Genomic DNA, 24983 nt, shown 5'->3' with positions numbered 1-24983 from the left:
CCTTTGTCCGTATTGGTGGCAAGGGTGATCGTTTGCCCTGTGGCATGTCTTACAAACTGGCGAGTCCGGTTGGTGATCGACAGGCGATCCGCATAGCGTCGGTGCGTCTGTTCGGCAGTTGCACCCGCCGCACCCGCGGCATCCGGACAGACATCGCCGAGTCCCCGTCAGGCGCGAGCCTGGGGAGCCGGGGACCCACATGTAGTCCCTGGGGTGAATCGGGCGCCTTCGTCTCGTACGGAGGGGCTCGTAGGAGACCTTCCTGCTCCGAACCCGTCAGCTAACCCGGTAGGCGAGAGGGAAGGAAAGGATCAGCCCCTACATGGCGTTCACCCGTGCCACCGGGAAGCATCGTGGTTCGAGCCGGATGGCGCGCCGCAGCGTGGGCATCGCCGGCGCCGCGACCCTCGCCACCACCGGCGTCATCGGAACCCTCGCCTCCCCGGCGCTCGCGGCCGACGCGGACAATCGTTCCGTGGAGGACACCGGTCTCACCCAGGTCATCACCGAGGACTCCCTCGTGGACCGGATCAGCGCCCAGGCCGCCGCCCAGGAGCAGGAGGCCTTCGAGGCCGCCGCCAAGGCGAAGGCCGAGGCCGAGGCGAAGCGCAAGGCCGAGGCCCGCGCCAAGGAGATCCGTGAGGCCGCGGAGCGCGCCGCCCGTGAGGCCGAGCGCCGCCGGCTGAACTCCTTCCAGCTCCCCGTCGCCGGCTCGTACGTGTCCACCGGCTACCAGACCGGCGGCTCGCTCTGGTCCTCCGGCAGCCACTCGGGCGTCGACTTCCACGCCGGCTACGGCAGCAGCGTGGTCTCCGTCGGCTCCGGCACCGTCGTCGAGGCCGGCTGGGGCGGCGCGTACGGCAACAACATCGTCATCCGGATGAACGACGGCACGTACACCCAGTACGGGCACCTCTCCTCCATCGGCGTCTACGTCGGCCAGAGCGTCGAACCGGGCCAGCAGATAGGCATCTCCGGCTCGACCGGCAACTCGACCGGCCCGCACCTGCACTTCGAGGCGCGTACCAGCTCCGAGTACGGCTCCGACATCAACCCGATCTCCTACCTCCGGGCCCGCGGCGTCAGCGTCTGACGCGTCGGCGCCCTCGCTGCCCCCCGGGGGCACCGTGTCACGTCGCAAAAGCCCCGGCTCGTACTGAGCCGGGGCTTTTCGTCGGTCAAAAGGCGTCCATATTCCGCTGAGGCATCGGAAATTCCGGTGCGCTGCAATAGAGTCGCGTTTCGGGCGTGGAACAGGCGCCTCAGGAATTGTCTCGCGCAGACCAAGGCGGAGGTCGGACATGCGCATTCCCGCGCACTCGGTATGCACGGCGATCCGGGACGACATCGTCTCCGGGGTCTTCGAGCGGGGCAGCCGGCTGACCGAGGAACAGCTCGCCCGCCGGTACGGGGTCTCCCGGGTCCCGGTCCGCGAGTCCCTGCGCACCCTGGAGTCCGAGGGCTTCGTCGTCACCCGCCGCCACGCGGGCGCGCACGTCGCCGAGCCCACCGAGCAGGAGGCGGCCGACCTGCTCGACATGCGGGCGCTGCTCGAACCGCTCGGCGCCGCGCGGGCCGCCCAGCGGCGCACCGAGGCCCACCTCAAGGTGCTGCGGGGCCTGGTCAGGCTGGGTCAGGAGCGGGCCAGGCGCGGCCAGGGCGAGGATCTGCGGTCGCTCGGCGGCTGGTTCCACGAGACGCTGGCGCAGGCCTCGGGCAGCCCGGCCCTGACGGCGCTGCTGACCCAGCTGCGCCACAAGATCGCCTGGATGTACGCGGTCGAGCAGCCGGCGCAGCCGGTGGACGCCTGGGCCGAGCACGGCGCGATCGTGGACGCCGTGGCCCGCGGTGACGCCGAGCGGGCGAGGGCGCTGACCGCGCTGCACGCGGAACGCTCGCAGCCGCTGCACCGGCTCAAAAGGCCGGAGCGCGGTCGTGTGAGGGTTTCGCAACATGTCGTCAACACGGCGAGTGCACGGAATTAACGCGCACACCGTATACAAAGAATTGAAATAGGCGGGGTTCTTTCGTGCTGCCCGAAAACAGGGCGGTAAGAAAAGAGAAAGGCCGTGACCGCCGGAATTCGGCAGCCACGGCCATTGCCGTGCGGGGTGACCCGGATCAGACGGTCTCGGGGAGCTCGTCGAGACCCTCGGCGACCAGCTTCGCCAGACGGTCCAGAGCGGCCTCGGCACCGTCGGCCTCCGAAGCGAGGACGATCTCCTCGCCGCCCTGCGCGCCCAGACCGAGCACCGCGAGCATGGAGGCGGCGTTCACGGGGGTGCCGTCGGACTTGGCGATCGTCACCGGCACGCCGGAAGCCGTGGCGGCACGGACGAAGATGGACGCGGGGCGGGCGTGCAGGCCCTCGGCCCAGCCGACGTTGACGCGGCGCTCAGCCATGGTGTTGCCCTTCAAGTCTTAAGGGGTTGTCTAGACCAGTGTCTCACGGGATGCTCCGTGCTCGCGGCCGACCATCGGCCCGGACCGGAGCGCCTTTCGGCCCACTCCCGCCCTACCCGGTGTGCTCACCACCTTGCACGGAGTGACCCCACCATGCATCGCGTACACCCTTCGCGCGAGCCGCGCCACCCACGTGTCGCGGCCCCGGGCCACCGCCACCCGATCCGGCCCGATCGCCAGGACACCCCCTAGGCTGGCCCCATGGAGAGCGCGTCGGAGCAGTCGGAAGCGGCGGGACACCCGGCACCACAGGCGCGTCCGGCACCACCGGACCACGATTACCCCGACCACTGGGAAGCCGACGTGGTGCTCCGCGACGGCGGCACCGCGCGCATCAGGCCCATCACCGCCGACGACGCCGACCGCCTCGTCAGCTTCTACGAGCAGGTCTCGGACGAGTCGAAGTACTACCGCTTCTTCGCCCCCTACCCCCGGCTCTCCGCCAAGGACGTCCACCGCTTCACCCACCACGACTTCGTGGACCGGGTCGGGCTCGCGGCGACGGTGGGCGGGGAGTTCATCGCCACCGTGCGCTACGACCGCATCGACGACCGCGGCCTGCCCGCCTCCGCGCCCGCCGACGAGGCCGAGGTCGCCTTCCTCGTCCAGGACGCCCACCAGGGACGCGGAGTCGCCTCCGCCCTGCTGGAACACATCGCGGCGGTCGCACGGGAACGGGACATCCGGCGCTTCGCCGCCGAGGTCCTGCCCGCCAACACCAAGATGATCAAGGTCTTCACGGACGCCGGCTACACCCAGAAGCGCAGCTTCGAGGACGGCTCCGTACGGCTCCACCTCGACCTCGAACCCACCGACCGGTCCCTCGCCGTCCAGCGCGCACGGGAGCAGCGGGCCGAGGCGCGCTCCGTGCAGCGCCTCCTCACCCCCCGGTCCGTCGCCGTCGTCGGAGCCGGGCGCGCCCCCGGCGGCGTCGGCCGCACGGTCCTCCGCAACCTCATCGGGGCCGACTTCTCGGGCCGGGTGTACGCGGTCAACGCGGCGCTCCCCGCCGGCGAGACGGCGGAGCTCGACGGCGTCCCCGCGTACCCCTCCGTCGGCGCCATCGGGGAACCCGTCGACCTCGCGATCGTCGCGGTCCCCGCCGAACGGGTGCCGGAAGCCGTCGCGGACTGCGGCGAGCACGGCGTGCGCGGACTCGTCGTCCTCTCCGCCGGATACGCGGAGAGCGGGGCCGACGGCCGCGAGCGGCAGCGCCAGCTGGTCCGTCAGGCACGCTCGTACGGGATGCGGATCATCGGCCCGAACGCCTTCGGGATCATCAACACCACCGACGACGTCCGGCTCAACGCCTCCCTCGCACCGCAGATGCCGGCCGCCGGCCGCATCGGGCTCTTCACCCAGTCCGGCGCGATCGGCATCGCCCTCCTCGCCGGACTGCACCGGCGGGGGGCGGGCCTCTCCTCCTTCATCTCGGCGGGCAACCGCGCCGACGTCTCCGGCAACGACTTCCTCCAGCACTGGTACGACGACCCCGGAACCGACGTCGTCCTCCTCTACCTGGAGTCGATCGGCAACCCCCGCAAGTTCACCCGGCTGGCCCGCCGCACCGCCGCCGTCAAGCCGGTCGTCGTCGTCAAGGGCGCCCGGCACAGCGGCAGCGCCCCGCCCGGCCACCGGGTGCCCGTCACTCGCATCCCGCACGCCACGGTCTCCGCCCTGCTCCGCCAGGCCGGGGTCATCCGCGTCGACACCGTCACCGAACTCGTCGACGCGGGGCTGCTCCTGGCCGCCCAGCCCCTGCCCGCCGGGCCCCGGGTCGCGATCCTCGGCAACTCCGAGTCCCTCGGCCTCCTCACGTACGACGCCTGCCTGACGGAGGGGCTGCGCCCGCTGCGGCCGCTCGACCTGACGACGGCGGCGGAACCGCCGGACTTCCGGGACGCGCTGGCGGCGGCGCTCGCGGACGAGACCTCCGACGCGGTCGTCGTGACCGCGATCCCGTGGGTCGGCGAGAACGGCGCCACCGAGTTCGGCGACGGCGAGGTCCTCGCGGCCTCCCTCCGCGAGGCCGTCGCCTCCGCCCCGGCCCCGACGAAGCCGGTCGTCGTCGTCCACGTCGAGATGGGCGGCCTCGCGGAGGCCCTCGCCATCGCGACGAGCACGCGACCGGCTGTGCCGGGGAGGAGCGGGGGTGTCGGTACGGGTACGAGTGCGGATACGGGTACGGGTACCGCGGCCGGGTCGCCGCCCGGACCGCCGGCGCGCGTCGCCCCGCCGAACCTGACCGGCGCCGGGCCGGGGACGCCGGGCGCGTCCGCGTCCGGGACGCCGACCGCGCCGACCGCGCCGGGAACGCCGGGCGCGACCCGGCCCGGGCCGGCCGGCACGGCCGCGACCGCCGGCACGGCCGCGACCGCCGGCACCTCCGCGACCGTCGGCGCCTCCGGAGCTTCCGGTACCGCCAGCACCTCCGGCACCGCAGGAACGGCCGGGGCCCCCGGCACCCCCCACACCCCCAGCACCACCATCCCCGCCTACCCCGCCGCCGAGCGGGCCGTGCGGGCGTTGGCCGAGGCTGTGCGGTACGGGCAGTGGCGGCGGCGGGCGGCCGAGCCCGGGCGGGTGCCCGAGTACGAGGACATCGACGAGGCCGGGGCCGCCGCGCTCATCGAGCGGGTGCTCGGCGACGAGGTCGATCCCCGGGGGGTGACGCTCGGCACCGAGCAGGCCGGGGAGCTGCTGGCGCGGTACGGGATCGCCGTCCTGCCGACCCTGCCCGCGCCCACGCCCGACGCCGCCGTCGCGGCCGCCGCCCGGCTCGGCTACCCGGTCGCGCTCAAGACGACCGCCCCGCACCTGCGCCACCGCCCCGACCTCGGCGGCGTACGGCTCGACCTGGCGACCGAGGAGCAGCTGCGCACCGCGTACGCCGAGCTGACCGAGGTCCTCGGCAAGCCCGAGGAGCTCCAGCCGGTCGTGCAGGCCATGGTGCCCCGGGGCGTCGACACGGTCGTCCGGTCCGCCATCGACCCGGCCGTCGGCGCCGTCCTCTCCTTCGGCCTCTCGGGCGCCGCGTCCGAGCTGCTCGGTGACATGGCCCACCGGCTGGTTCCGGCCACGGACCGGGACGTCGCCGATCTCGTCCGCTCCCTCCGTACCGCCCCGCTGCTCTTCGGCTGGCGCGGCTCCGCCCCCGTCGACACCCCGGCCCTCGAAGAGGTCCTGCTCAGGGTCTCCCGGCTCGTCGACGACCATCCCGAGGTGGTCGCCGTCTCCCTGGAGCCGGTGGTCGTGGCGCCACGCGGACTCTCCGTGCTCGGCGCCACCGTCCGACTGGCGCCGCCGCCGCCCCGGACCGACCTCGGCCCGCGCAGCCTGCCGAGTTACTGAAGGGCCTGAGGGGCCCCCACCGCCCCGTAGGATGGAGTCCATGGCGAAGACCGGTACGACGACCCAGGGGCTGCGCGCGGCGATCGAGCGCAGCGGCTACTACCCGGCCCTCGTGGCCGAGGCGGTGGAGGCCGCTGTCGGCGGCGAGGCCGTCGCGTCGTACGTGGTGCACCAGGAGACCACCTTCGACGCGAACGAGGTCCGGCGCCACGTCACCGTCCTCGTCCTGACGCCGCACCGCTTCATCGTCAGCCACACCGACGAGCAGGCCGCCGACACCAGCTCCCCGACCCCGTACGCCACGACGTCGACCGAGTCCGTGAAGCTCGACCGGATTTCGTCCGTCGTCGTCAGCCGCGTGGTCGCCAACCCGGAGTCGTACACGCCGGGCACCCTTCCCCGCGAGGTGGTCCTCACCATCGGCTGGGGCGCCGTCTCCCGGATCGACCTGGAGCCCGCCGCCTGCGGCGACTCCAACTGCGACGCCGACCACGGCTACACCGGCAACGCCACCGCCGACGACCTCAGCCTGCGCGTGAGCGAGGCCGGCGACGGGCCCGACACCGTGCGGCAGACGCTCGCCTTCGCCCAGGCCCTCTCCGAAGCCATCGCGGCCACCGCCGCTCCCACCCGCTGATGGTGCAGCCCGCCACCATGAACCACGGCTGGCCCGACGACCCCGTTCCGCTCGCCCTGGAGACCGCGCCGGTCCCCGAGTACGCCTCGGGCTCCCTCGGCGACGTCCTGCCGACGCTCGTCGCCGGCCAGGGCGTGCCCGGATTCACACCGCGGATCGCGGAGCTGGACCCGGCCGACCGCAACTGCCTCTTCCTGATCGACGGGCTCGGCTGGGAGCAGATCAAGGCCCACCCGGACGAGGCGCCCTTCCTGACTTCGCTCCTCGGCTCCTCGCGCGGCGGCACGGGCCGCCCGGTCACCGCGGGCTTCCCCGCCACCACGGCGACCTCGCTGGCCTCCGTCGGCACCGGCCGCTACCCCGGCACGCACGGGCTGCCCGGCTACACCGTGCGCGACCCCTCGACCGGCGAGCTGATGAACCAGCTGCGCTGGAAGCCGTGGACCGCGCCGCACGTCTGGCAGCCGTACCCCACGGTCTTCCAGCTCGCGCACGAGGCCGGGATCCACACCGCCCAGGTGTCCTCCCCGATCTTCGAGCAGACCCCGCTCACCAAGGTCGCCCTCAGCGGCGGAACGTTCCACGGGCGGCTCTCCGGCGAGGAGCGGATGGACTTCTCCGCCGAGCAGCTCGCCGCCGGCGACCGCTCGCTGGTCTACACGTACTACAGCGAACTCGACGGCGCCGGACACCGCTTCGGTGTCGACTCCGACGCCTGGCGCGGCCAGCTGATGTTCGTCGACCGGCTCGTGCAGCGGCTCGCCGAGCAGTTGCCGCCGCGCTCCGCCCTGTACGTCACGGCGGACCACGGCATGGTCGACATCCCCTTCGACGAGCAGCACCGCATCGACTTCGACGAGGACTGGGAGCTGCGCGCGGGCGTCGCCCTCCTCGGCGGCGAGGGACGCGCCCGGCACGTCTACGCCGTGCCCGGCGCCGAGGCGGACGTCCTCACCTGCTGGCGCGAGGTGCTCGGCGAGCAGTTCTGGGTGGCGAGCCGTGACGAGGCCATCTCCCTGGGCTGGTTCGGCGACGAGATCGACGAGCGGGTGTACGGCCGGATCGGCGACGTCGTCGCCGCGGCCCACGACGACGTGGCGATCACCGCCTCCGTCAACGAGCCGCACGAATCCGCGATGGTGGGCATGCACGGGTCGATGACCGCTGCGGAGCAGCTCGTACCGCTGCTCGAAGTCCGTTCCTGACCCCTGCTCCCTCCCTTCCCGCGACCCTCCCGCGAGCCTCCGACGACCTGAAAGGTCCCGACCCGTCATGCCCGAGCTGGTCTTCTTCTCCGGAACCATGGACTGCGGGAAGAGCACCCTGGCCCTCCAGATCGCCCACAACCGCGACGCGCGGGGGCTGCAGGGCGTGATCTTCACCCGTGACGACAGGGCGGGCGAGGGCAAGCTGTCTTCGAGGCTCGGGCTGGTGACGGAGGCGGTCGAGGCGCCGCAGGGCATGGACCTGTACGCGTATCTGGTCGCGCAGTTCTCGCAGGGCGGCAAGGCGGACTACGTGATCGTCGACGAGGCGCAGTTCCTCGCCCCGGAACAGATCGACCAGCTCGCACGCGTCGTCGACGACCTCGGCCTCGACGTCTTCGCCTTCGGCATCACCACCGACTTCCGGACCAAGCTCTTCCCGGGCTCGCAGCGCCTGATCGAACTCGCGGACCGGATCGAGCAGCTCCAGGTCGAGGCGCTGTGCTGGTGCGGCGCCCGCGCCACGCACAACGCCCGTACGGTCGGCGGCGAGATGGTCGTCGAGGGCGAGCAGGTCGTCGTCGGCGACGTGAACCGCCCGGCCGAGGAGGTCGGCTACGAGGTGCTGTGCCGCCGCCACCACCGCAAGCGGATGACCTCGGCCTCCGCCCACGCGGGCGCGCTCTCCCCGGACGTCCTCCCCGTCAACCACGCCTGACGGCCTGCCGGTCCGTCGGCCCGCCCTTCCGGGCAGTGGATGCGGCCCCCGGACGGCGGGAGGTCACCCCGCCGCCAGGATCTCCACGCCGAGTGCCTTGACGCTCTCGACGACCGCGTCGTGGGGGTCGGCGTCGGTGATCACTCCGCTGACCTTCTCCCAGGGCAGGACCCGGTACCGCGAAGCCGTGCCGATCTTCTCCGACGAGGCGAGGACGAAGGTCTCCGCCGCTCGCGCCGACAGGGCGCGCTTCATCGCCGCCTCCTCGGCGTCTCCGGTGGTCAGGCCGATCTCGGGGTGCACACCGGTGACGCCGAGGAGGCAGAGGTCGGCGGAGACGTTCTGCGCGGCCTCGACCGCGGCGGCGCCGCAGGTGACCGCTGAGTGCTTGAAGACGCGCCCACCGAGCAGGAAGAGGTCCGCCCGCGGGTGGTCGAGCAGGGCCGCGGCGATCGTCGGGCTGTGGGTGATCACCGTGCAGGCGAGGTCCCGGGGCAGGGTCCGGGCGACGGCGAGGGCGGTGGTGCCGCCGTCGAGGATCACCGTACCTCCCGGCCGTACCAGCCCCGCCGCCACCGCGGCGACCTTCTGCTTGCCGTGCGGCGACACGTTCCGCCGGGCGGCGTAGTCGACCACGGCCGGCGAGACGGGCAACGCGCCCCCGTAGACCCGCTGGCACCGTCCCTCCGCGGCGAGATCGCGCAGGTCGCGCCGCACGCTGTCCTCCGAGATGCCCAGCGCGGCGGCGACGTCCTTGGCGACGATCTTGCCCTCGCGGGCGAGCAGGCCGAGCAGGTACTCACGTCGTTCAGCAGCCAGCATGCACGTTCTCTCCTGTTCTTGCACGTTGTCGCCTGTACTCTAACTCCCCATGACCGCCGACACACCTCCGCCGCCCCGCCCCGGCATCGACGTCCCCGACCACCGCGGCCGCACCGGGCTCGACCGGGCCGGACGTGACCTGGCCCGCAACCCCGACGTCGTGGTCCGCGAGGTCGAGCTCACGTCCCAGGGCTGGCACGTGCTGCGCCGCACGACCTTCGACCGCCGCCGTCGCGACGGACGCTGGGAGACCCAGACGCGCGAGACCTACGACCGCGGCGACGGCGCCGTGGTCCTGCCCTACGACACCGAGCGCGGCTGCGTCCTGCTCACCCGTCAGTTCCGCTACCCCGCCTACGTCAACGACCACCCCGACGGCATGCTGGTCGAAGCCGCCGCGGGGCTGCTCGACGCGGACGACGCGCCGGCCGCCGTCCGGCGCGAGAGCGCCGAGGAGCTCGGCGTCACCCTGGGCCCGCTCACCCCTGTGTTCGCCGCCTACATGAGCCCCGGCTCCGTCACCGAGCGCCTGCACTTCTTCGCCGCGCCGTACACCCCGGCCGACCGGAGCGGGCCCGGGGGCGGACTCGAGGAGGAGGGTGAGGACATCGAGGTCCTGGAGCTGCCGTTCGCCGAGGCCCTCGCCATGACCCGCGACGGGCGCATTGTCGACGGCAAGACCATCATGCTCCTGCAATGGGCGGCTCTGGACGGACCCTTCCGTGCGAGGGGCGACGCGACACGGGCCTGACGAAGGCCTCCTCGTCCGCGCGAGGCGGCGGAACACCGGTCGCGGCCAGGGGTGTCACGCCTCCGAGGTCCCGGCCGGCGGCCGCGGCGCGCCCTTCAGCAGGTCGAGGGTCGCGGCGCTCACGGGAGCCGTGCCGGTGAGGGTGCCGACGAGCGCCTGGGCGAGCACGGTCGCCGTGCCGATCCGGGCGTCCTCGCGCTCGTCACCCGTGGCCTGTCCGATCACCGCGTCCCGTACCGCCGGTGAGATGTCGGAGCCACCGAACAGGTCCGGGAACGACAGCGCCATCATGCAGACGCCCACGTTCGCGGAGAGGATCGACTGCCCCGCGAGCTCGGGGGCCATCCGCAGCCGCCCGGCGTCGCGGCAGCGCTCCACGGCCGTCAGGAGGATCGCCTGCGCCTCCTTGATGGCCTGCGGCTTCGCGTCGCCGGTCGGCGTGAACATCAGGCGGTAGAGGTACGGGTTGCGGAGCGCGAACGCCACGTGGCTGTCCCAGGCCGTCCGCAGGTCCGCGACCGGATCGTCGGTGAGCGGGTTCTGCCGCTTGGCGTCGAGGAAGCGCTCGAAACCGATGTCGGCGACCGCCGTGAGCAGCCCCTGCTTGTCACCGAACTGGCGGTAGATCTCGGGCATGCCGACCTTCGCCCGGTCGCAGATCGCGCGGGTGGAGATCGCCAGCGCGTCCTTGTCGGCGAGGAGTTCCTCGGTGGCTTGCAGGATGCGCTCTCGTGCCGACGACATGCGACTCACGATAACAGCGCTAACAGTCCGGACCTGGGCGGATCCCCGCTGTGTAATCGATGATTACGTGATGTGTTAGCGTTGAAAACGTCGCATCGCGAAAGGAACCGTCATGACCGTGTCCACCACCCTGCGTGAAGTGATCGGCCTTCCTCGGGAGCTGCCGCTCCTGAGCGAATCGGCCCTGATCATGATCGACTTCCAGAACACCTACCGCCGCGGCGTCATGCTGCTCGACGAGGCCGAGGAAGCCGTGGCCGCCGGCGCGCGCCTGCTCGCCGCCGCCCGCGCAGCCGGGATCCCCGTCGTCCACGTCGTCAACGACGGCGGGGAGGGCACCCCGTACGACATCCGTGCGGAGATCGGTGCGATCAGCGACGAAGTCGCCCCGATCGAGGGCGAGAAGGTGGTCGTCAAGCAGTTCCCCGACGCCTTCCACGCCACGGACCTGGAAGAGACCCTGAAGGGCCTCGGCGCCGGCGGGGACCTGGTCATCGCCGGGTTCATGACGCACCTGTGCGTCCTCTTCACCGCCCAGGGCGCCTTCCACCGCGGCTACCGTCCGACCGTGGTCGCCGAGGCCACCGCGACCCGGCCCCTGGAGGCGCCGGACGGAACCGTGCTCCCGTCGGCCGTGCTGCGGACCGCGAGCCTGACGACGGTCGCGGACCTGTTCGGCACGGTGGCCGGGACGGTCGACGAACTCGTCGCCCCGGCGACCTGACCCGGCACGCCGGCCCCCACGGCCTCCGGCCGACCCGCACCGGGAGTTCACCCGAGGTGTACCGGAAGACCGCCTGGTGATCGGTTGCGGGTCGCCCGACTCGGCGGTAATGGCGGTCGGCCCGTGACACCTCACCCCGGGCGTTCCCCGTTCCGTGCGCCCCCTGGAGGACGTGTGCCCCCCGCCGCCGACACCGTGCTCGACGAGGTCGACGGCGAGGAGGGGAAGGGCGCGCCCCCGCTCAGGGCCGGCGCCCCCGCACGGGGGCTGCGCGCCCCGGCCGTCGCCGGGCCGCTCTCCGCCGCCCTGCTCACCGCCGTGCTGCTCTGCCTCGCGACCCGGCTCTCCCGCAGCCACCCCTTCGGGCCGGTGACCAGGAACATCGTCGACCTCGGCCAGCAGTACCTGCCGTTCCACGCCTACTGGCGCGCCCTCCTCCACGGCGAGACGCACGGGGACGCCTTCCTCAACTGGAACTCCGGTTTCGGCTCCAACTTCCTCGGGGACATCGGCACCTATCTGAGCAGCCCCTTCGACCTGCTCGTCGTGCTCTTCCCCGCCGACCGCATCGAACTCGCCCTGTACGTGGTCACCGCGGTCAAGATCACGGCGGCCGGGGCCGCGATGGCGCTGCTGCTCCTGCGGCTGCGCCCCGGACCCTGGCCGGTCGCCGCCGTGCTCGGCACCGCGTACGCGCTCTCCGGCTGGACCTTCAACTTCGGCGCGTCCGTCCCGATGTGGCTCGACGGACTCGTCGCCTTCCCGCTGCTCTGCCTGGTCGGGGAGTGGGCCCGCACCGGGCGCCGCCCCGTCCTCGGGCCCCTCGTCGTCGCCCTGGCCTGGATCGCCAACTTCTACACGGCGTACATGGCCACCCTCGGGGCCGCCGTCGTCCTCGTCGTACGCCTCCTCACCGCCGACGAGACGGCCTCCGCCCGCCTTCGCCTCGCCGGGCTGTTCCGCGCCGCGCGGGGCGTCCTCATCGGCGTCGGGCTCGCCGCCCCGCTCGTCGTGGTCGTCTTCCTCGGCACCAAGGTCGCCGACCCCACCCCGGAGACCACGTTCGCGGCCGCCGCCTGGACGGACGTCCTCGCCCGGTTCCTGCCCGCCACCGCCAGTGTGGCCAGCCCCGCCCTCTTCATCGGAACGCCCGCGCTGGCGCTCGCCCTCACCCTGCCGTTCAACCGGGCCGTCGCCACGCGCGTGCGTGCCGGCTGGGCGGCCGCGATCGTCCTCGTGACGCTCTCCCTCCAGTGGGAGCCGACCCATCTCCTCTGGCACGCCGGGGCCTCGCCCAACGGCATTCCGTACCGTCAGACCTTCGTCCTGTGCGGGCTGCTGCTGATCGCCGCCTGGTTCTCGGCTGCCCGGGGCGTCCCGCGGCCGGCCGCGCTCCTCGGCGGCGGTGCCCTGCTCGGGCTGCTCGCCTGGGCGGCCCGGGGGAGCGTCGACATCGACCGGTGGACCTACCCCGCATCCGGCGCGGCCGCGGTCCTCGCCCTCGCCGCCGTGCTCCTCGCACGGCCGCACGCCCGCCGGACCACCGCGCGCGTCCTGCCCGTCCTGGCCCTGGTCCTGTTCGTCGTCGCGCAGGCCGGTGAGGCGGCCGTCACGGGGATGCGGATCGAGGAGCAGCAGCGGAGCGAGGTCTCCTGGTCCCCCCGGCTGGGCCCCTGGCACACGTCCGTCGCCGAGGAGGTGGCCCGGGCCGACGCCTGGCCCCGCCACCGTACGGACCCCGGAGAGGTCCCCGGCGGCAACGACGTACTCCTCGTCGGCGGTCAGGGACCCGACTACTACAGCAGCCTCACCGCCGAGGTGACCTCCCGCACCCTCGCGTCCCTGGGGTTCGGCTACTACGCCAAGGGCCGGCACCCGGTCACGCTCGACAACCCGGTGACCGACGCCCTGTTCTCCATCGGCACCCGGATCCGTTCGCGGCCCACGGAACGGGTACGGCAGGACGCGGCGCCCCGCGCCTGGGTCTCCGTCACGACCACCCCCGTGCCGCCGCTGGTCACCGTCCGTCCGCCGGGACGCCCGGCCACCCACCCCGGGGACTCGGCCTTCGCGCGGCAGGAGCGCCTGCTCGGCGCCGAGGTGTACGAACTGCCCGCCCCCGCCCGTACCGGACGCACCCTCACCGCCCGCTGCCCGGCGGGCTCCCAGGTCTGGTTCTGGGCGCCCGAGTACCGGGGCGCGGCGACCCTCGCGGGGGAGCGCCCCGTGGACTTCGAGGGCAAACCGCCCGCCGTCCGCGCCCCCATGCGGGCCCTCGGCACCGTGCCCGCGTCCGGTGAGGTACGGATCGAGCTGAGCCCCGAGGCGAAGCTGCGGCTGCCCGGCCGGCCGGTGGGCTGTCTGCTCCGAGCCCGGCTCGACGACGCCGTACGGCAGTTGACCGCCACCGGCGCCTCGCGGGTACGCGCGAGCGGCCACACGGTCACGGCCGAACTGCCCCCCGGCAGCACGGGCACCGCCGTCCTCGCGGTCCCCCGCATCTCCGGCTGGCGGTGCTCCGCCGGTGACGCGGAGCTCCGGCCCGCGCGCGCGTACGAGGGCCTTGTCGCCGTGCCGCTCGACGGCCGGGCGACCACGGTCACCTGCTCCTTCCGGCCTCCGGGGCTCCGCCTCGGCGGCGCCGCCGGAGCGGCCGCGCTCCTCGCCCTGGTGGTGACGGGAGTCCTGCACCGGCGGCGGGCCCGCCGGTGACCGGGGACCTTCGGCGCCTCACAAGCGGCCGTCTCCGCACGGACTTTCCACGGGGGACGACAAGAGTTCACCCGGAGTGCACGCTCGGATCGTTCGCCCGGAGAAACGGGACGTTACTGTGCCCGCCGTAGCGGCGTTTAATTGTTCGATCCAGTATGGGGATTCCGCGTGCCGAAACTGTCCGTCGTCGTACCGTTCCACAATGTCGGGGCATACGCCCCCGACACCCTGCGCAGTCTCGCGAACAACGCGGATCCGGAATTCGAGTTCCTGCTGATCGACGACTGTTCGACGGACGACACCCCGGAAATCCTCGACCGCTGGCGCGACCGCCTGCCGAACGCCACCGTCATTCGGCACGAGACGAATCTCGGCGTCGCCCAGGCGCGCAACACGGGAATCGACGCCGCGCGCGGCGACCACCTCACCTTCCTCGACGGAGACGACTGGTACGCACCGGGCCACCTCGCCGCCACGGTGGCCGGGATGGACCGTCTGGGCTGCGATTTCGCGCGGACCGACCACGTCCTCTCGGAAGGCCGCAAAAGGCAGATCCGTTATGCCCCCGCCAAGCGCCGCGACACGCTGATGGATCCCAGGGACGGCATCTCGCCCGCCAGTATGGTCACGATGGTGGACTATCCGTTCGTCCCCTTCGGAATCTACAGCGCACGGCTTTTCGAGAACGGCGCCTCACGTTTCGAGACCTCCCTGAGAACAGCCGAGGACCGGCTCTGGATCTGGCGACTGCACCTCAAGGCCCGTACCTTCGCGGCGCTTTCCCTGCACGGGGTCTTCTACCGGCGAGGCGTCACCACCTCGCTCACGCAGATCACCGACAACCGGCAGCTGGACTTCATTCCTTCGTACGACCTCCTGCTCGACGACGTCTCCAAGGACGAGGAGGCGGACCGTTTCCTGCCGAAGGCGGTCCGCACCTATTGCGCGATGATCGCCTTCCACATGGGCAAGGTCGGCAAGTACGACCCCGCCGTCGCCGAGCGGCTCCGCGCCGACGTGGCCGACGCGCTGCACCGGATGCCGCAGCACGTCCTCGACGAGACCCTGGCCACCATGGACACCCCCCGCAGCACCCTCCTCCGGAGCCTGCGCGACACCGGAAGGACCGCCTGACCCATGGCCCCCGACAAGGCCCCCGCCGAGGCCACGGCCGCCGCCGACCGGGCCCGCCCCGCCGCCCCGGTCACCGACACCCGGCCGGTGCAGATCTTCCAGGTCTCCACCCTGTACGGCGCCGCCACCCTCGCCGCCTCCCTGGACGCCGGTCAGTTCGGGCCCCGCGAGGACGCCCGCCGACTCCTGCTGATCTCGCGCAACGCCGAGATCCCGGAGACGGCGCTGCGCCTGGAGACCATGACCGGGTACGAGCGGATCGCCGCCCGCTTCGACGGGACCCTCGACTGGAACGAGACGATCCACCCGTACCACCCCGCCGCCTGGGCCCCTCGCCCCGAGGAGGCGCCGCTCTGGCAGCGTGTGCTGCGCACGGCGTGGGACCTGGGGAGCGTCCCGGTCGAGCTGATCGTGGAATCCATCCAGGTCAACCCCGCGAAGGCGCTGGCCGGCACGTTCCCCGAGAGCGCGCTCCACGTCTACGCGGACGGCCTCATGAGCTACGGGCCGACCCGTAACGACCTCGCGCAGTCCCTCGCCTGCCGCATCCGGCGGGTCCTCCACCTCGACCTCGTGCCCGGCCTGCGGCCCCTCCTCCTGAGCGAGTACGGCGTCGAGCCCGAACTCGTCCCGGACGACGCCTTCCGCGCGGTCCTCGCCGAGATCGCCGAGGCGGCGGCCGGCGATCCGGACATCACCCGCGCGGCGGCGGCCGGGCCCACGGCGCTCCTGCTCGGCCAGTACCTCGCGGCCCTCTCCCTCCTGACCACGGAGGAGGAAGAGGAGCTCCATGTGCGGATGCTGCGCGGGGCGGTCGCGGCCGGGCACCGCTCGGTCGTCTTCAAGCCGCACCCGAGCGCGCCCGCCGGCTACTCGCAGGCGCTCCACGAGGAGGCGGAACGGTCCGGCGTGCGGCTCACCGTCCTCGACGGGCCGCTGCTGGCCGAGACCTTCTACGAGCGGTGCGCACTCCGGCTCGTCGTCGGCTGCTTCTCCACGGCCCTGTTCACCGCCGCCGTCTACTACGGGGTCCCCATCGCGCGCGTGGGCACGGCCGAGGTCCTGGAACGGCTCACCCCGTTCGAGAACAGCAACCGCATCCCGCTGACGGTCGTCGACCACCTGGTCGCGGACCTGGAGGTGGGCGAGGAGCCCGCGGTCCCCGGTCCCGCGCCGGACTCGCTCACGCCCCTCGTCCGCGCCGTCGGCTACTGCATGCGGCACAAGAGCCACCCGGGGATGCGGGAGGAGGCCACGGGCTTCCTGGCCGCGCACCACGCCGATCCCGGCGTCGCGCACCACTTCTCCACCGAACGACTGACACAGCTCGGCCTTCCGGGCGGAACGGTGGCCCCGCCGCAGGCCGGCGCGGCGTTCCGCTTCGGCCGGAGTCTCGTACGGTCCCGGCGCGGCTGACCGCGCGAGCCAGGGGGCTCCGCCCGGCCACCGGGCCCCGGCGGGAGCGCCGGGGGCCGAACCGGCGGCCCTCAGCCCCGCCGCGTCACCGCGTCACCGTCCGGCGGCGGACCTGACGAGGGTGAAGACAGCGCCCTCCGGGTCCGTCACCAGGGCGAGCCGCCCCGCCGTGCCCTCGCGCGGCGGGCGCAGCACATGACCGCCGAGCTCCACGACGAGCCGCGCGGCCGCGTCCGTGTCCGCGACCTCGAAGTACGTCATCCAGTGCGGGCCCCGGTCCCGGGGCAGCGCGTTGCCGACGCCGTGCAGGGAGGCCACCGGGACGCCCTCCACGTGCAGCGTCGCGAAGTCCTGGTCGTCGGACTCGACCGACCCCACCTCGTAGCCGAAGACCGACCGGTAGAACTTGCCGATCGTCGTCTCGTACGTGAGGAGCTCGTTCCAGACGGGGGTCCCCGGCGGGCCGGCCGTCGCCGTGCCGTGGTGCGCCTCCGCCTGCCAGAGGCCGAACACCGCACCGGTCGGGTCGGAACAGATCGCGAGCCGGCCGGCCTCGCCCGCGTCCAGCGGGCCCACCGCCACGGTGCCGCCGCAGCCACGGATGGCCTCGGCGGTCTCATCGGCGTCGGCGGTGGCCAGATACGGGGTCCAGGCGATCCTCAGATGCCGGTCCGGTGGCAGCTGGCCGATGCCCGCCACCTCCTTGCCGTCGAGCAGCGCGCGCACGTACGGGCCGAGCTGCTGCGGACCGGGCACGAACTCCCAGCCGAAGAGCTCGTGGTAGAACTCCAGCGTCGCGTCAAGCCCGTGCACCATCAGACTCACCCAGCACGGTGTGCCGGGTCTGCGCCGAGTCGCCTCGGTCATCGTGACTCTCTCCTCGGACCGTCGTCGTGCCCGTGCCCCTGTCCGATGGTGACACCGACGGGGCCGTGGCGTGCCCCGGTCGCACCAACGAGCGGCGTGCCCCGCGGTGACGGACGTGGGGAGGACGCCGGGTTCGTCCTCGGCGGCCGTGCGGCTGCGCGAGGATGGCACCCATGAAGCCCATCATCTCCGCAAGCGAACTGCTGAGCGAGTCGGCCGGGGCCCGGCCGCCGGTCCTCCTCGACGTCCGCTGGACGCTGGGCGGTCCGCCCGGCCGCCCGGCGTACGAGGCCGGACACCTCCCCGGCGCGGTCTACGTCGACCTGGACACCGAACTGGCGGGGCCCGCCGGCAGCGGGGGGCGGCACCCGCTGCCCGACCCGGAGGTCTTCGGGGCCGCGATGCGCCGGGCGGGCGTCTCGGCGGGCACACCGGTCGTCGTCTACGACGGAGGCCTCGGCTGGGCCGCGGCCCGCGCCTGGTGGCTGCTCCGCTGGGCGGGCCACCGGGACGTGCGGGTCCTGGACGGGGGCCTCGCGGCCTGGGAGGGCGAGCTGACGGAGAAGGTGCCCGTGCCGGACCCGGGCGACTTCCGGCCGGAGCCGGGCGCGCTCGGACTGCTCGACGCCGACGGCGCGGCGGCCCACGCGCGCGCGGGGCTGCTCCTGGACGCGCGGGCGGCCGAGCGCTACCGAGGGGACGTGGAGCCGATCGACCGGGTGGGCGGCCACATCCCCGGCGCGGTCTCGGCCCCGACGACCGAGAACGTCGACACGGAGGGGCGTTTCCTGGGCGCCGACGTCCTGAGGAGCCGCTTCGCCGCCCTGGGCGCGGCCGAGGGGACCCCGGTCGCGGTCTACTGCGGCTCCGGCGTCTCCGGCGCCCACGAGGTCCTGGCCCTGGAGGTCGCGGGCATCCCCGCCGCCCTGTACGCGGGCTCCTGGTCGGAGTGGTCCGCCGACCCCGCCCGTCCGGTGGCGACGGGGCCCGACCCGCAGTAACGCGGCCGGGCGCCACACGCCGAAGGGGCCCGCACCGATGCGGTGCGGGCCCCTTCCCATGGCACTGCGGCAGCCGTCGCCGGCGCGGTTCCGTCCCGTACGACCGCCGTGTCCGCCGCGGGCACGCCCTCGTACGGCCACGTCCGTCGCCTTCGTCAGTCCTGCTTCTTCCGCCGCGTGCCGAAGACGATCTCGTCCCAGCTGGGTACGGCCGCGCGGCGGCCCGGACGGACGCCGTCCGCCTCCGCCTGGCGGTCCGTGGTGCCGGTCAGCCGGTCGCGGTGACCCGACACCGCGCGCGGCATCAGGACGTCGGCGTACGCGGAGCCCGCGCCCGCCGAGGCGGCCGGGGCCGGGGGCTCCTCCGTCTCGGCCTCGTCCGAGGGCTCCGAGTCGGGCTGCTCCGGTACGACCATGTCGCCGCGGAAGCTCGGTACCGCCTCCAGGAGGCTCGTCAGGGAGTCCCGCTCGTCCTCCGGCTCGGCGGACGCGGACGCCCGCTCCAGCTGGCGGTCCGACCGGTCGATCTGGCGGTCCAGGGCACGATCGAGCGGCCTGTCCCGGGGCAGCCGTGCGATGCGCGGCACGAAGGGGAAGCTCGGCTCCGGCGCGGCGGCGATCGTGTCGTCCGTCTCGCCGATCAGGGCACGGGCCTCGTCGTCCACGGCCTGGACGAGCCGCCGGGGCGGGTCGTACGTCCAGCTGGCCGTGTGGACCTCGCCGGCGACCCGGTAGACGAGCAGCACCTCCCAGGTGCCGTCGTCACGCCGCCAGGAGTCCCACTGCACGGTGTCCTTCTCGGCGCCGCGCAGCAGCAGCCGCTCCTGCACGGCCTCGCCGAGCTGCGGGCCGCTGTTCTCGCCGGGCCTGCGGACCGGGGTCTTGCGGGCCCGCTCCGCCATGAAGGCGCGCTCGGCGAGCACGGGGCCCTCGAAGCGGCGCACGCGGTCGACGGGGATTCCGGCGAGCTGGGCGACCTCCTCGGCGGAGGCACCGGCTCGTATCCGCGCCTGGATGTCACGGGGGCGGAGGTGGCTCTCCACCTCGATCTCGATCTGGCCGAGGCGCGCGCGGTCGTTGCGCACGGCGGCGCGCAGCCGCTCGTCGATCGGAAGTGTGTACTCCGTGCTGTCAGCAGCCTTCAGCACCAGTCGTGTGCCGTCGTTGGAGACGGCCACGACACGCAGTTCGGGCATGGGGACCTCCCGGGTGGTGCCTGCCGACGTCACGTGCGTCGCTGCTTCCGCTAGTCGAGTGTGGCCTGCCCGGGTGCAGCCTGCCACTACCTTGCCGAGTTGCCCGGCGTGTCGGGCGTGGACCCTGGAACGCCGTTATGACACGGTGACCTGTTGGCTACCCGGAGTGACAGGCGGTCACTCTGTGCAGTCGGTTCCCGTGCGCTGCCGCGGCGTCGCCGGTTCGAGTGCCGTGTCCGGCCCCCTCCCCTTGATCCCGGGCACCCGTGAAGGCGTCCGGACCCAGGGTTCGTCAATGTACTCCATTCGGGCCACCTGGGTGGACCGGCGCGCCGCCCAACTTCTCGGGCGGTACGGGAGTTGAGTGTCCGCGATCTTCCCTCTTACGTGTCGCTCTTCACAGAAACAGCAGAAACGGAACTTTTCGCTTCGCCCATTTGTCCCTTCTGGGTGCAAGGGCAACGGAAGAGCCGTCAGGGGTTGGAGATGCGCCACAGGCCGGAAGGCGACGCTGAGGCAGCGGAGGAGAAGGAAGGCGGCAGGAGGAGGATCGACCTGAGCGTGGCTCAGGTCTCGGGCAGCGCGGTGGCCGCGGTCATCGCCGCCAAACTCGCCTCCACCCTCGGTGTGTACGGCACGATCGTGGGCGCCGGTGTGATCAGTGTCATCGCGACCTGCGGCGGCCCGCTCTTCCAGCACCTGTTCCGGCGCACCGGTGAGCAGGTGCGCGACGCGACCGCCGCCGCCAAGCCGAAGGCCCGTCAGGTGCCGGTCCCCGCGGGCCGGCGGGACGATTCCACCCTGATGCTCGGCACGGTCCGGGCGCCTGTCCCGTACGACGGGGAGTTCGGCACGGCGACGACCCACGGCACGCGGGTCCGTGGCTGGAAGCGCCCGGCGATCGCCGCCGCCCTGGTCTTCGGCGTCACCATGGGCGGCATCACCGCCTACGAGCTGGTCTCCGGACAGGACTTCAGCGGGACCCAGGGGACCACGACCTTCGGCTCCGTGGTCCGCGGCGGCGGAAGTACGGGGCAGCGGACGCCGGAGAAGGACAGCACCCCCACGCCCGCTCCGTCCGGGTCGGCCGAGGACGGCGGGCGGCCCGGGGGCGGCGCGCCGAGCCCGTCGACGGACGGCACCCCGTCCCCCGGCGGGCAGGACACCGGAGAGACCGGCACCGCGACCCCCTCCCCGGAGCCGACCCCCTCCGGTTCCACCGGCGTCGAGCCGACCCCCGCCACCCCCGCCCCGTCGGAGCCGACGACGGAGCCGACGGTCCCGACCCAGGAGCCCACCACCGGGACCGGCCTGCCGGAGGCCCCCACGACACCGACCCCGGCCGCGCCGGGGACCGGAGCGGGAACGGACGGCGAGGGAGCCGAGTGACCGTCAGTCGCCCAGCACCCGGCGCAGATAGTCGTTGGCGAACAGCCGGTCCGGGTCCAGGCGGTCGCGCAGCTCCGTGAACTCGGCGAAGCGCGGATAGGCCTCGGCGAAGTACGCGGCGTCCCGCGTGTGGATCTTGCCCCAGTGGGGACGGCCGCCGTGCGCCGTCATGATCCGCTCCACCGCCGTGAAGTACGCGCGGTGGGGCGTCCCCTTGTAGAGGTGGACGGCGATGTACGCGGTCTCCCGCCCCGAGGCCGTGGACAGGGTGATGTCGTCCGCCGGGGCCGTCCGTACCTCCACCGGGAAGCTCACCTTGAGCGGGGAGCGTTCGACCATCGCCTTGAGCTCGCGCAGCGCCGCGACCGCCGCCTCCCGCGGAAGCGCGTACTCCATCTCCATGAAGCGCACCCGGCGCGGCGAGGTGAACACCTTGTACGGGATGTCGGTGTACGTACGGGCCGACAGGGCCCTGCTGGAGATCTTGGCGATCGAGGGGATGGCCGGCGGCACCGCGCGGCCCAGCGAGCAGGCCACCTGGAAGAGCCCGTTGGAGAGGAGCTCGTCCTCGACCCAGCCGCTGACCCGGCCGGGAGGCGCGGCGGGGCCCGCGCTGCGGTTGTTGCGCTTGGTGTTGCAGTTGTCCGTGTGGGGGAACCAGTAGAACTCGAAGTGCTCGTTCTCCGCGTGCAGCGCGTCGAACTCCGAGGTGACCCGGTCGAAGCTCATCGGCTCCTCGCGCGCGTTGAGCAGGAAGACCGGCTCCACCGCGAAGGTGAGCGCCGTGACGACACCGAGCGCGCCGAGCCCGATCCTGGCCGCCGCGAAGACCTCCGGATTCTCCTTCTCCGAGCAGGTCAGCAGCTGACCGTCCGCCGTCACCAGCTCGATCTCGCGGATCTGCGCGGCGATCGAGGCCGAGTCACGGCCGGTGCCGTGCGTCCCCGTGGAGGTGGCGCCGGCGACGGTCTGCTCCATGATGTCGCCCATGTTCGTGAGCGACAGGCCTTCCCGGGCCAGCGCCACGTTGAGCCGCTTGAGCGAGGTGCCCGACTCGACCGTCACGGTCATCGCCTCGCGGTCGATCCGCCGGATCCCGGTCAGCAGACCCGGCCGGATGAGGACGCCGTCGGTGGCCGCGATCGAGGTGAACGAGTGACCGGTGCCGACCGTCTTCACCCGCAGCCCGTCCTCGGCCGCGCGGCGCACCGCCTCGGCGAGCTCCTCGGCCGAGGCCGGGCTCACCTCCCGTACGGGCCGGGAGGTGACGTTCCCCGCCCAGTTACGCCACGGGCTGTTCGCCGTCCTGGCGCTCCCCGACCCCGCTGTCGTCATCCCGCTCACGCTGCCCCTCCCGGTTCGGCGCCGGCCTGCGGAGCCGGCGGTGTCCGAGGACGCCCACCGCGACCGCGAGCGCGCCCGAGACGACGGGCACCACGTACCCCGCCTCGGCCCCCGACGCGTCGACCACCCAGCCGGCGGCCGAAGAGCCGAGCGCCACGCCGATCGCGAGCCCGGTACCCGTCCAGGTCATGCCCTCGGTCAGCTTGGTGCGCGGTACGTGCGCTTCGACGAGGGCCATGGTGGTCACCATCGTCGGTGCGATGGACAGGCCCGCGACAAAGAGCGCCACGGCCAGCAACGGCAGGTTCCCGGCCAGTAGGAGGGGGATCATACTCACGGCCATCGCGCAGATGCCCAGGAGCCAGCGGCGGGACGGCTCGCCCTTGAGGTGCAGGAGACCGAACACGGCGCCGGCCAGACAGGAACCCAGCGCGTAGACGGCCAGGACGAGGCTCGCGGCGGCCTTGTGCCCCCGCTCCTCGGCGAAGGCCACCGTCACCACGTCCACCGAGCCGAAGATGGCGCCGGTGGCGACGAAGGCGAGCGCCAGGACCTGGAGGCCGGGGGAGCGCAGCGCGGAGACGCCCCGGGTGCCCCGCTGCTGCGGGTGCGGGGCCGGCTCGGTGGCGCGCTGCGAGGTCAGCCAGAAGACGCCGGCGGCCAGGAACAACCCTGCGAACAGGGGTCCGGCCTCGGGGAACCACGCCGTCGACAGACCGATGGAGATGATCGGGCCGAAGATGAAGCACACCTCGTCGACGATCGACTCCCAGGAGTACGCCGTGTGCAGGCGCCGCTCCTCGCCCCGGTAGATCGCCGCCCACCGGGCCCGGGTCATGGCGCCGACGCTCGGCACGCAGCCGATCACCGCCGTGAAGACGAACAGCGTCCAGTCCGGGGCCTGCTGCTGCACGCAGAGCAGCAGCCCGGTGGCCGCCACGAGCGAGACCAGGGTGACCGGGCGGAGCACCCGGCGCTGGCCGTGCCGGTCGACCAGGCGGGAGACCAGGGGGCCGAGGACGGCGGCGGACATCGCGAGCGTCGCCGAGAGCGCGCCGGCGAGCCCGTAGCGGCCGGTGACCTGCGAGATCATGGTCACGATGCCGATGCCCATCATGGACAGGGGCATCCGGCCGAGGAATCCGGCGACCGAGAACGAGGTGGTGCCGGGCGCCTCGAAGATCGCGCGGTAGGGACTGGGCAAGAGGGTCTCCGGATCTCCGTGCTTCGGAGCTGGCTCCGCGCGGTGACTCAACACGTGTAATTAATAGCTAAAGCCTACGGTGTTGAAGTCGATGGGTCATCCCCCTTTTTCGGACGAATACCGTCGGACGGGCCGTGCCGCTCGGTGTCAGGGGAGGGTGGGAGGATCGGTGCCATGTCCGATCAGCACGATCCCGCCCCGTACGACGCCCTGCTGCTGCTCTCGTTCGGCGGCCCCGAGGGCCCGGACGACGTGGTCCCGTTCCTGGAGAACGTGACCCGCGGCCGTGGCATCCCGAAGGAACGGCTCAAGGAAGTGGGGCAGCACTACTTCCTCTTCGGCGGCGTCTCCCCGATCAACGACCAGAACCGCGCGCTCCTCGACGCGCTGCGGAAGGACTTCGCCGCCGCCGGCCTCCAGGTGCCCGTCCACTGGGGCAACCGGAACTGGGCCCCGTACCTCACCGACACCCTCCGCGAGATGATCACCGACGGCCGGCGCCATATCGCCGTCCTCACCACCAGCGCGTACGCCTCCTACTCCGGCTGCCGCCAGTACCGCGAGAACCTCGCCGACGCGCTCGCCACCCTGGAGGCGGAGGGGCTCCCGCTGCCCAGGGTCGACAAGCTCCGGCACTACTTCAACCACCCCGGCTTCGTCGAGCCCATGGTCGAAGGCGTCCTCGCCTCCCTCGCCGAGCTCGACCCGTCCGTACGGGACGGCGCCCACCTCGCCTTCACCACCCACTCCATCCCCGACTCCGCCGCCGACACCTCGGGACCGGTCACCGAGCACGGCGAGGGCGGGGCCTACGTCCGGCAGCACCTCGACGTGGCACGGCTGATCGCCGACGCCGTCCGCGAGGAGACCGGGATCGACCACCCCTGGGAGCTCGTCTACCAGTCCCGCAGCGGAGCCCCGCACATCCCGTGGCTGGAGCCGGACATCTGCGACCACCTGGAGGCGCTGCACGCCGCCGGGGTGCCCGCGGCCGTCATGGTCCCGATCGGCTTCGTCTCCGACCACATGGAGGTCCTTTACGACCTCGACACCGAGGCCACCGCCAAGGCCGCCGAACTCGGACTGCCCGTCCGGCGCTCCGCGACGGTCGGCGCCGACCCGCGCTTCGCCGCCGCCGTCCGCGAACTCCTCCTGGAGCGTGCCGCCCACGAGCGCGGCACCCGGGCCGAGCGGTGCGCCCTGGGCGCGCTCGGGCCGTCCCACGACCTGTGCCCGATCGGCTGCTGCCCGGCCAGGGCCGAGCGGCCCGCCGCGGCCGGCGCCGACAGCCCGTACGCCTGAGGA

The 24983-nt window shown here is 73.0% G+C and carries 21 protein-coding genes and 1 riboswitch; of the genes, 14 read left to right on the top strand and 7 right to left on the bottom strand.

Going from position 1 to position 24983, the window contains the following annotated elements; genetic code table 11:
• Positions 1–144 precede the first annotated feature (144 nt).
• A riboswitch (cyclic di-AMP (ydaO/yuaA leader) is annotated at positions 145–310 on the top strand.
• A gap of 12 nt (positions 311–322) precedes the next feature.
• Both AMK29_RS32565 and AMK29_RS32560 read left to right on the top strand, forming a co-directional pair.
• Entirely contained in the window at positions 323–1093 is a 771-nt protein-coding gene (locus AMK29_RS32565) for a M23 family metallopeptidase (protein WP_073819667.1), read from the top strand.
• A 208-nt stretch (positions 1094–1301) separates the two neighbouring features.
• On the top strand, positions 1302–1985 hold the full coding sequence (locus tag AMK29_RS32560; protein WP_073819666.1) for a GntR family transcriptional regulator: 684 nt from the start codon (positions 1302–1304) through the stop codon (positions 1983–1985).
• A gap of 136 nt (positions 1986–2121) precedes the next feature.
• Here the strand turns inward: AMK29_RS32560 and AMK29_RS32555 are convergent, their stop codons facing one another.
• Positions 2122–2403 carry an HPr family phosphocarrier protein gene (locus AMK29_RS32555; RefSeq protein WP_015036698.1) on the bottom strand — a complete coding sequence of 94 codons (282 nt, stop codon included), beginning with the start codon at positions 2401–2403 and terminating at the stop codon, positions 2122–2124.
• A 261-nt stretch (positions 2404–2664) separates the two neighbouring features.
• Here AMK29_RS32555 and AMK29_RS32550 point away from each other — a divergent pair, with 261 nt between their 5' ends.
• The 4 genes from AMK29_RS32550 (at position 2665) to AMK29_RS32535 (ending at position 8374) form a co-directional block, all read left to right on the top strand.
• Positions 2665–5814 (top strand): bifunctional GNAT family N-acetyltransferase/acetate--CoA ligase family protein, encoded by a 3150-nt coding sequence (locus tag AMK29_RS32550; protein WP_241845798.1) that lies wholly within the window; start codon positions 2665–2667, stop codon positions 5812–5814.
• Between the two features lie 40 nt (positions 5815–5854).
• A complete protein-coding gene (locus AMK29_RS32545; RefSeq protein ID WP_073819664.1) occupies positions 5855–6451 on the top strand; it encodes a DUF5998 family protein in 597 nt (198 codons plus the stop codon).
• Positions 6451–7656 (top strand): alkaline phosphatase family protein, encoded by a 1206-nt coding sequence (locus tag AMK29_RS32540; protein ID WP_073819663.1) that lies wholly within the window; start codon positions 6451–6453, stop codon positions 7654–7656. The genes AMK29_RS32545 and AMK29_RS32540 overlap by 1 nt, the downstream gene beginning before the upstream one ends.
• A 67-nt stretch (positions 7657–7723) precedes the next feature.
• Positions 7724–8374: a thymidine kinase gene (locus AMK29_RS32535; RefSeq protein WP_073819662.1), complete on the top strand. Its 651-nt coding sequence runs from the start codon at positions 7724–7726 to the stop codon at positions 8372–8374.
• Positions 8375–8437: 63 nt separating this feature from the next.
• Here the strand turns inward: AMK29_RS32535 and AMK29_RS32530 are convergent, their stop codons facing one another.
• On the bottom strand, positions 8438–9196 hold the full coding sequence (locus AMK29_RS32530) for a DeoR/GlpR family DNA-binding transcription regulator (protein WP_073819661.1): 759 nt from the start codon (positions 9194–9196) through the stop codon (positions 8438–8440).
• Between the two features lie 49 nt (positions 9197–9245).
• Here AMK29_RS32530 and AMK29_RS32525 point away from each other — a divergent pair, with 49 nt between their 5' ends.
• The gene (locus AMK29_RS32525; RefSeq protein ID WP_073819660.1) at positions 9246–9947 is read left to right on the top strand and encodes an NUDIX domain-containing protein; all 702 of its coding nucleotides are present in this window, start codon (positions 9246–9248) and stop codon (positions 9945–9947) included.
• 54 nt (positions 9948–10001) lie between these two features.
• On the opposite strand, the gene AMK29_RS32520 is transcribed toward AMK29_RS32525, so the two are convergent.
• Positions 10002–10691, bottom strand: coding sequence for a TetR/AcrR family transcriptional regulator (locus tag AMK29_RS32520; RefSeq protein WP_073819659.1), 690 nt, complete (start codon positions 10689–10691; stop codon positions 10002–10004).
• Positions 10692–10803: 112 nt separating this feature from the next.
• Here AMK29_RS32520 and AMK29_RS32515 point away from each other — a divergent pair, with 112 nt between their 5' ends.
• The 4 genes from AMK29_RS32515 (at position 10804) to AMK29_RS32500 (ending at position 16677) form a co-directional block, all read left to right on the top strand.
• Positions 10804–11415, top strand: a complete 612-nt coding sequence (locus tag AMK29_RS32515; protein ID WP_073819658.1) for an isochorismatase family protein — start codon at positions 10804–10806, stop codon at positions 11413–11415.
• Positions 11416–11589: 174 nt separating this feature from the next.
• Complete coding sequence (locus AMK29_RS32510) at positions 11590–14127, top strand: YfhO family protein (protein WP_073819657.1); 2538 nt, start codon at positions 11590–11592, stop codon at positions 14125–14127.
• 168 nt (positions 14128–14295) lie between these two features.
• The gene (locus tag AMK29_RS32505; protein WP_073819656.1) at positions 14296–15261 is read left to right on the top strand and encodes a glycosyltransferase family 2 protein; all 966 of its coding nucleotides are present in this window, start codon (positions 14296–14298) and stop codon (positions 15259–15261) included.
• Positions 15262–15264: 3 nt separating this feature from the next.
• Entirely contained in the window at positions 15265–16677 is a 1413-nt protein-coding gene (locus AMK29_RS32500) for an alpha-2,8-polysialyltransferase family protein (protein ID WP_241845797.1), read from the top strand.
• Positions 16678–16770: 93 nt separating this feature from the next.
• Here the strand turns inward: AMK29_RS32500 and AMK29_RS32495 are convergent, their stop codons facing one another.
• On the bottom strand, positions 16771–17544 hold the full coding sequence (locus tag AMK29_RS32495; protein ID WP_073819655.1) for a VOC family protein: 774 nt from the start codon (positions 17542–17544) through the stop codon (positions 16771–16773).
• A gap of 173 nt (positions 17545–17717) precedes the next feature.
• On the opposite strand from AMK29_RS32495, the gene AMK29_RS32490 reads away from it, so the two are divergent.
• Positions 17718–18545, top strand: a complete 828-nt coding sequence (locus AMK29_RS32490; protein ID WP_073819654.1) for a sulfurtransferase — start codon at positions 17718–17720, stop codon at positions 18543–18545.
• A 155-nt stretch (positions 18546–18700) separates the two neighbouring features.
• Here the strand turns inward: AMK29_RS32490 and sepH are convergent, their stop codons facing one another.
• On the bottom strand, positions 18701–19741 hold the full coding sequence (gene sepH, locus AMK29_RS32485) for a septation protein SepH (protein ID WP_073819653.1): 1041 nt from the start codon (positions 19739–19741) through the stop codon (positions 18701–18703).
• Positions 19742–20227: 486 nt separating this feature from the next.
• Between sepH and AMK29_RS32480 the strand changes: the two genes are divergently transcribed.
• Positions 20228–21130: a hypothetical protein gene (locus AMK29_RS32480; protein WP_443334092.1), complete on the top strand. Its 903-nt coding sequence runs from the start codon at positions 20228–20230 to the stop codon at positions 21128–21130.
• A gap of 3 nt (positions 21131–21133) precedes the next feature.
• On the opposite strand, the gene AMK29_RS32475 is transcribed toward AMK29_RS32480, so the two are convergent.
• Together AMK29_RS32475 and AMK29_RS32470 are read right to left on the bottom strand one after the other, a co-directional pair.
• Positions 21134–22465, bottom strand: a complete 1332-nt coding sequence (locus AMK29_RS32475; protein ID WP_073819651.1) for a D-arabinono-1,4-lactone oxidase — start codon at positions 22463–22465, stop codon at positions 21134–21136.
• A complete protein-coding gene (locus tag AMK29_RS32470) occupies positions 22413–23678 on the bottom strand; it encodes an MFS transporter (protein WP_073819650.1) in 1266 nt (421 codons plus the stop codon). The genes AMK29_RS32475 and AMK29_RS32470 overlap by 53 nt, the downstream gene beginning before the upstream one ends.
• Before the next feature lie 174 nt (positions 23679–23852).
• Here AMK29_RS32470 and AMK29_RS32465 point away from each other — a divergent pair, with 174 nt between their 5' ends.
• Entirely contained in the window at positions 23853–24980 is a 1128-nt protein-coding gene (locus AMK29_RS32465) for a ferrochelatase (RefSeq protein WP_073819649.1), read from the top strand.
• The last annotated feature ends 3 nt before the right edge of the window (positions 24981–24983 follow it).

The sequence above is a fragment of the Streptomyces sp. CB02261 genome (assembly GCF_001905665.1).
GTDB lineage: Bacteria > Actinomycetota > Actinomycetes > Streptomycetales > Streptomycetaceae > Streptomyces.
Note: the sequence above shows the minus strand (reverse complement) of the source record. Positions and strands in the feature narration are given on the sequence as shown.

Excerpts from the sequence above, each read along its gene's own strand:
- AMK29_RS32515 (WP_073819658.1), top strand. The coding sequence starts at position 10,804 with ATGACCGTGTCCACCACCCTGCGTGAAGTGATCGGCCTTCCTCGGGAG.
- sepH (WP_073819653.1), bottom strand. The coding sequence starts at position 19,741 with ATGCCCGAACTGCGTGTCGTGGCCGTCTCCAACGACGGCACACGACTG.
- AMK29_RS32495 (WP_073819655.1), bottom strand. The coding sequence starts at position 17,544 with ATGACCGAGGCGACTCGGCGCAGACCCGGCACACCGTGCTGGGTGAGT.
- AMK29_RS32545 (WP_073819664.1), top strand. The coding sequence starts at position 5,855 with ATGGCGAAGACCGGTACGACGACCCAGGGGCTGCGCGCGGCGATCGAG.
- AMK29_RS32555 (WP_015036698.1), bottom strand. The coding sequence starts at position 2,403 with ATGGCTGAGCGCCGCGTCAACGTCGGCTGGGCCGAGGGCCTGCACGCC.
- AMK29_RS32465 (WP_073819649.1), top strand. The coding sequence starts at position 23,853 with ATGTCCGATCAGCACGATCCCGCCCCGTACGACGCCCTGCTGCTGCTC.
- AMK29_RS32530 (WP_073819661.1), bottom strand. The coding sequence starts at position 9,196 with ATGCTGGCTGCTGAACGACGTGAGTACCTGCTCGGCCTGCTCGCCCGC.
- AMK29_RS32535 (WP_073819662.1), top strand. The coding sequence starts at position 7,724 with ATGCCCGAGCTGGTCTTCTTCTCCGGAACCATGGACTGCGGGAAGAGC.
- AMK29_RS32475 (WP_073819651.1), bottom strand. The coding sequence starts at position 22,465 with ATGACGACAGCGGGGTCGGGGAGCGCCAGGACGGCGAACAGCCCGTGG.
- AMK29_RS32500 (WP_241845797.1), top strand. The coding sequence starts at position 15,265 with ATGGCCCCCGACAAGGCCCCCGCCGAGGCCACGGCCGCCGCCGACCGG.
- AMK29_RS32525 (WP_073819660.1), top strand. The coding sequence starts at position 9,246 with ATGACCGCCGACACACCTCCGCCGCCCCGCCCCGGCATCGACGTCCCC.
- AMK29_RS32520 (WP_073819659.1), bottom strand. The coding sequence starts at position 10,691 with ATGTCGTCGGCACGAGAGCGCATCCTGCAAGCCACCGAGGAACTCCTC.
- AMK29_RS32540 (WP_073819663.1), top strand. The coding sequence starts at position 6,451 with ATGGTGCAGCCCGCCACCATGAACCACGGCTGGCCCGACGACCCCGTT.
- AMK29_RS32480 (WP_443334092.1), top strand. The coding sequence starts at position 20,228 with ATGCGCCACAGGCCGGAAGGCGACGCTGAGGCAGCGGAGGAGAAGGAA.
- AMK29_RS32560 (WP_073819666.1), top strand. The coding sequence starts at position 1,302 with ATGCGCATTCCCGCGCACTCGGTATGCACGGCGATCCGGGACGACATC.
- AMK29_RS32550 (WP_241845798.1), top strand. The coding sequence starts at position 2,665 with ATGGAGAGCGCGTCGGAGCAGTCGGAAGCGGCGGGACACCCGGCACCA.
- AMK29_RS32565 (WP_073819667.1), top strand. The coding sequence starts at position 323 with ATGGCGTTCACCCGTGCCACCGGGAAGCATCGTGGTTCGAGCCGGATG.
- AMK29_RS32490 (WP_073819654.1), top strand. The coding sequence starts at position 17,718 with ATGAAGCCCATCATCTCCGCAAGCGAACTGCTGAGCGAGTCGGCCGGG.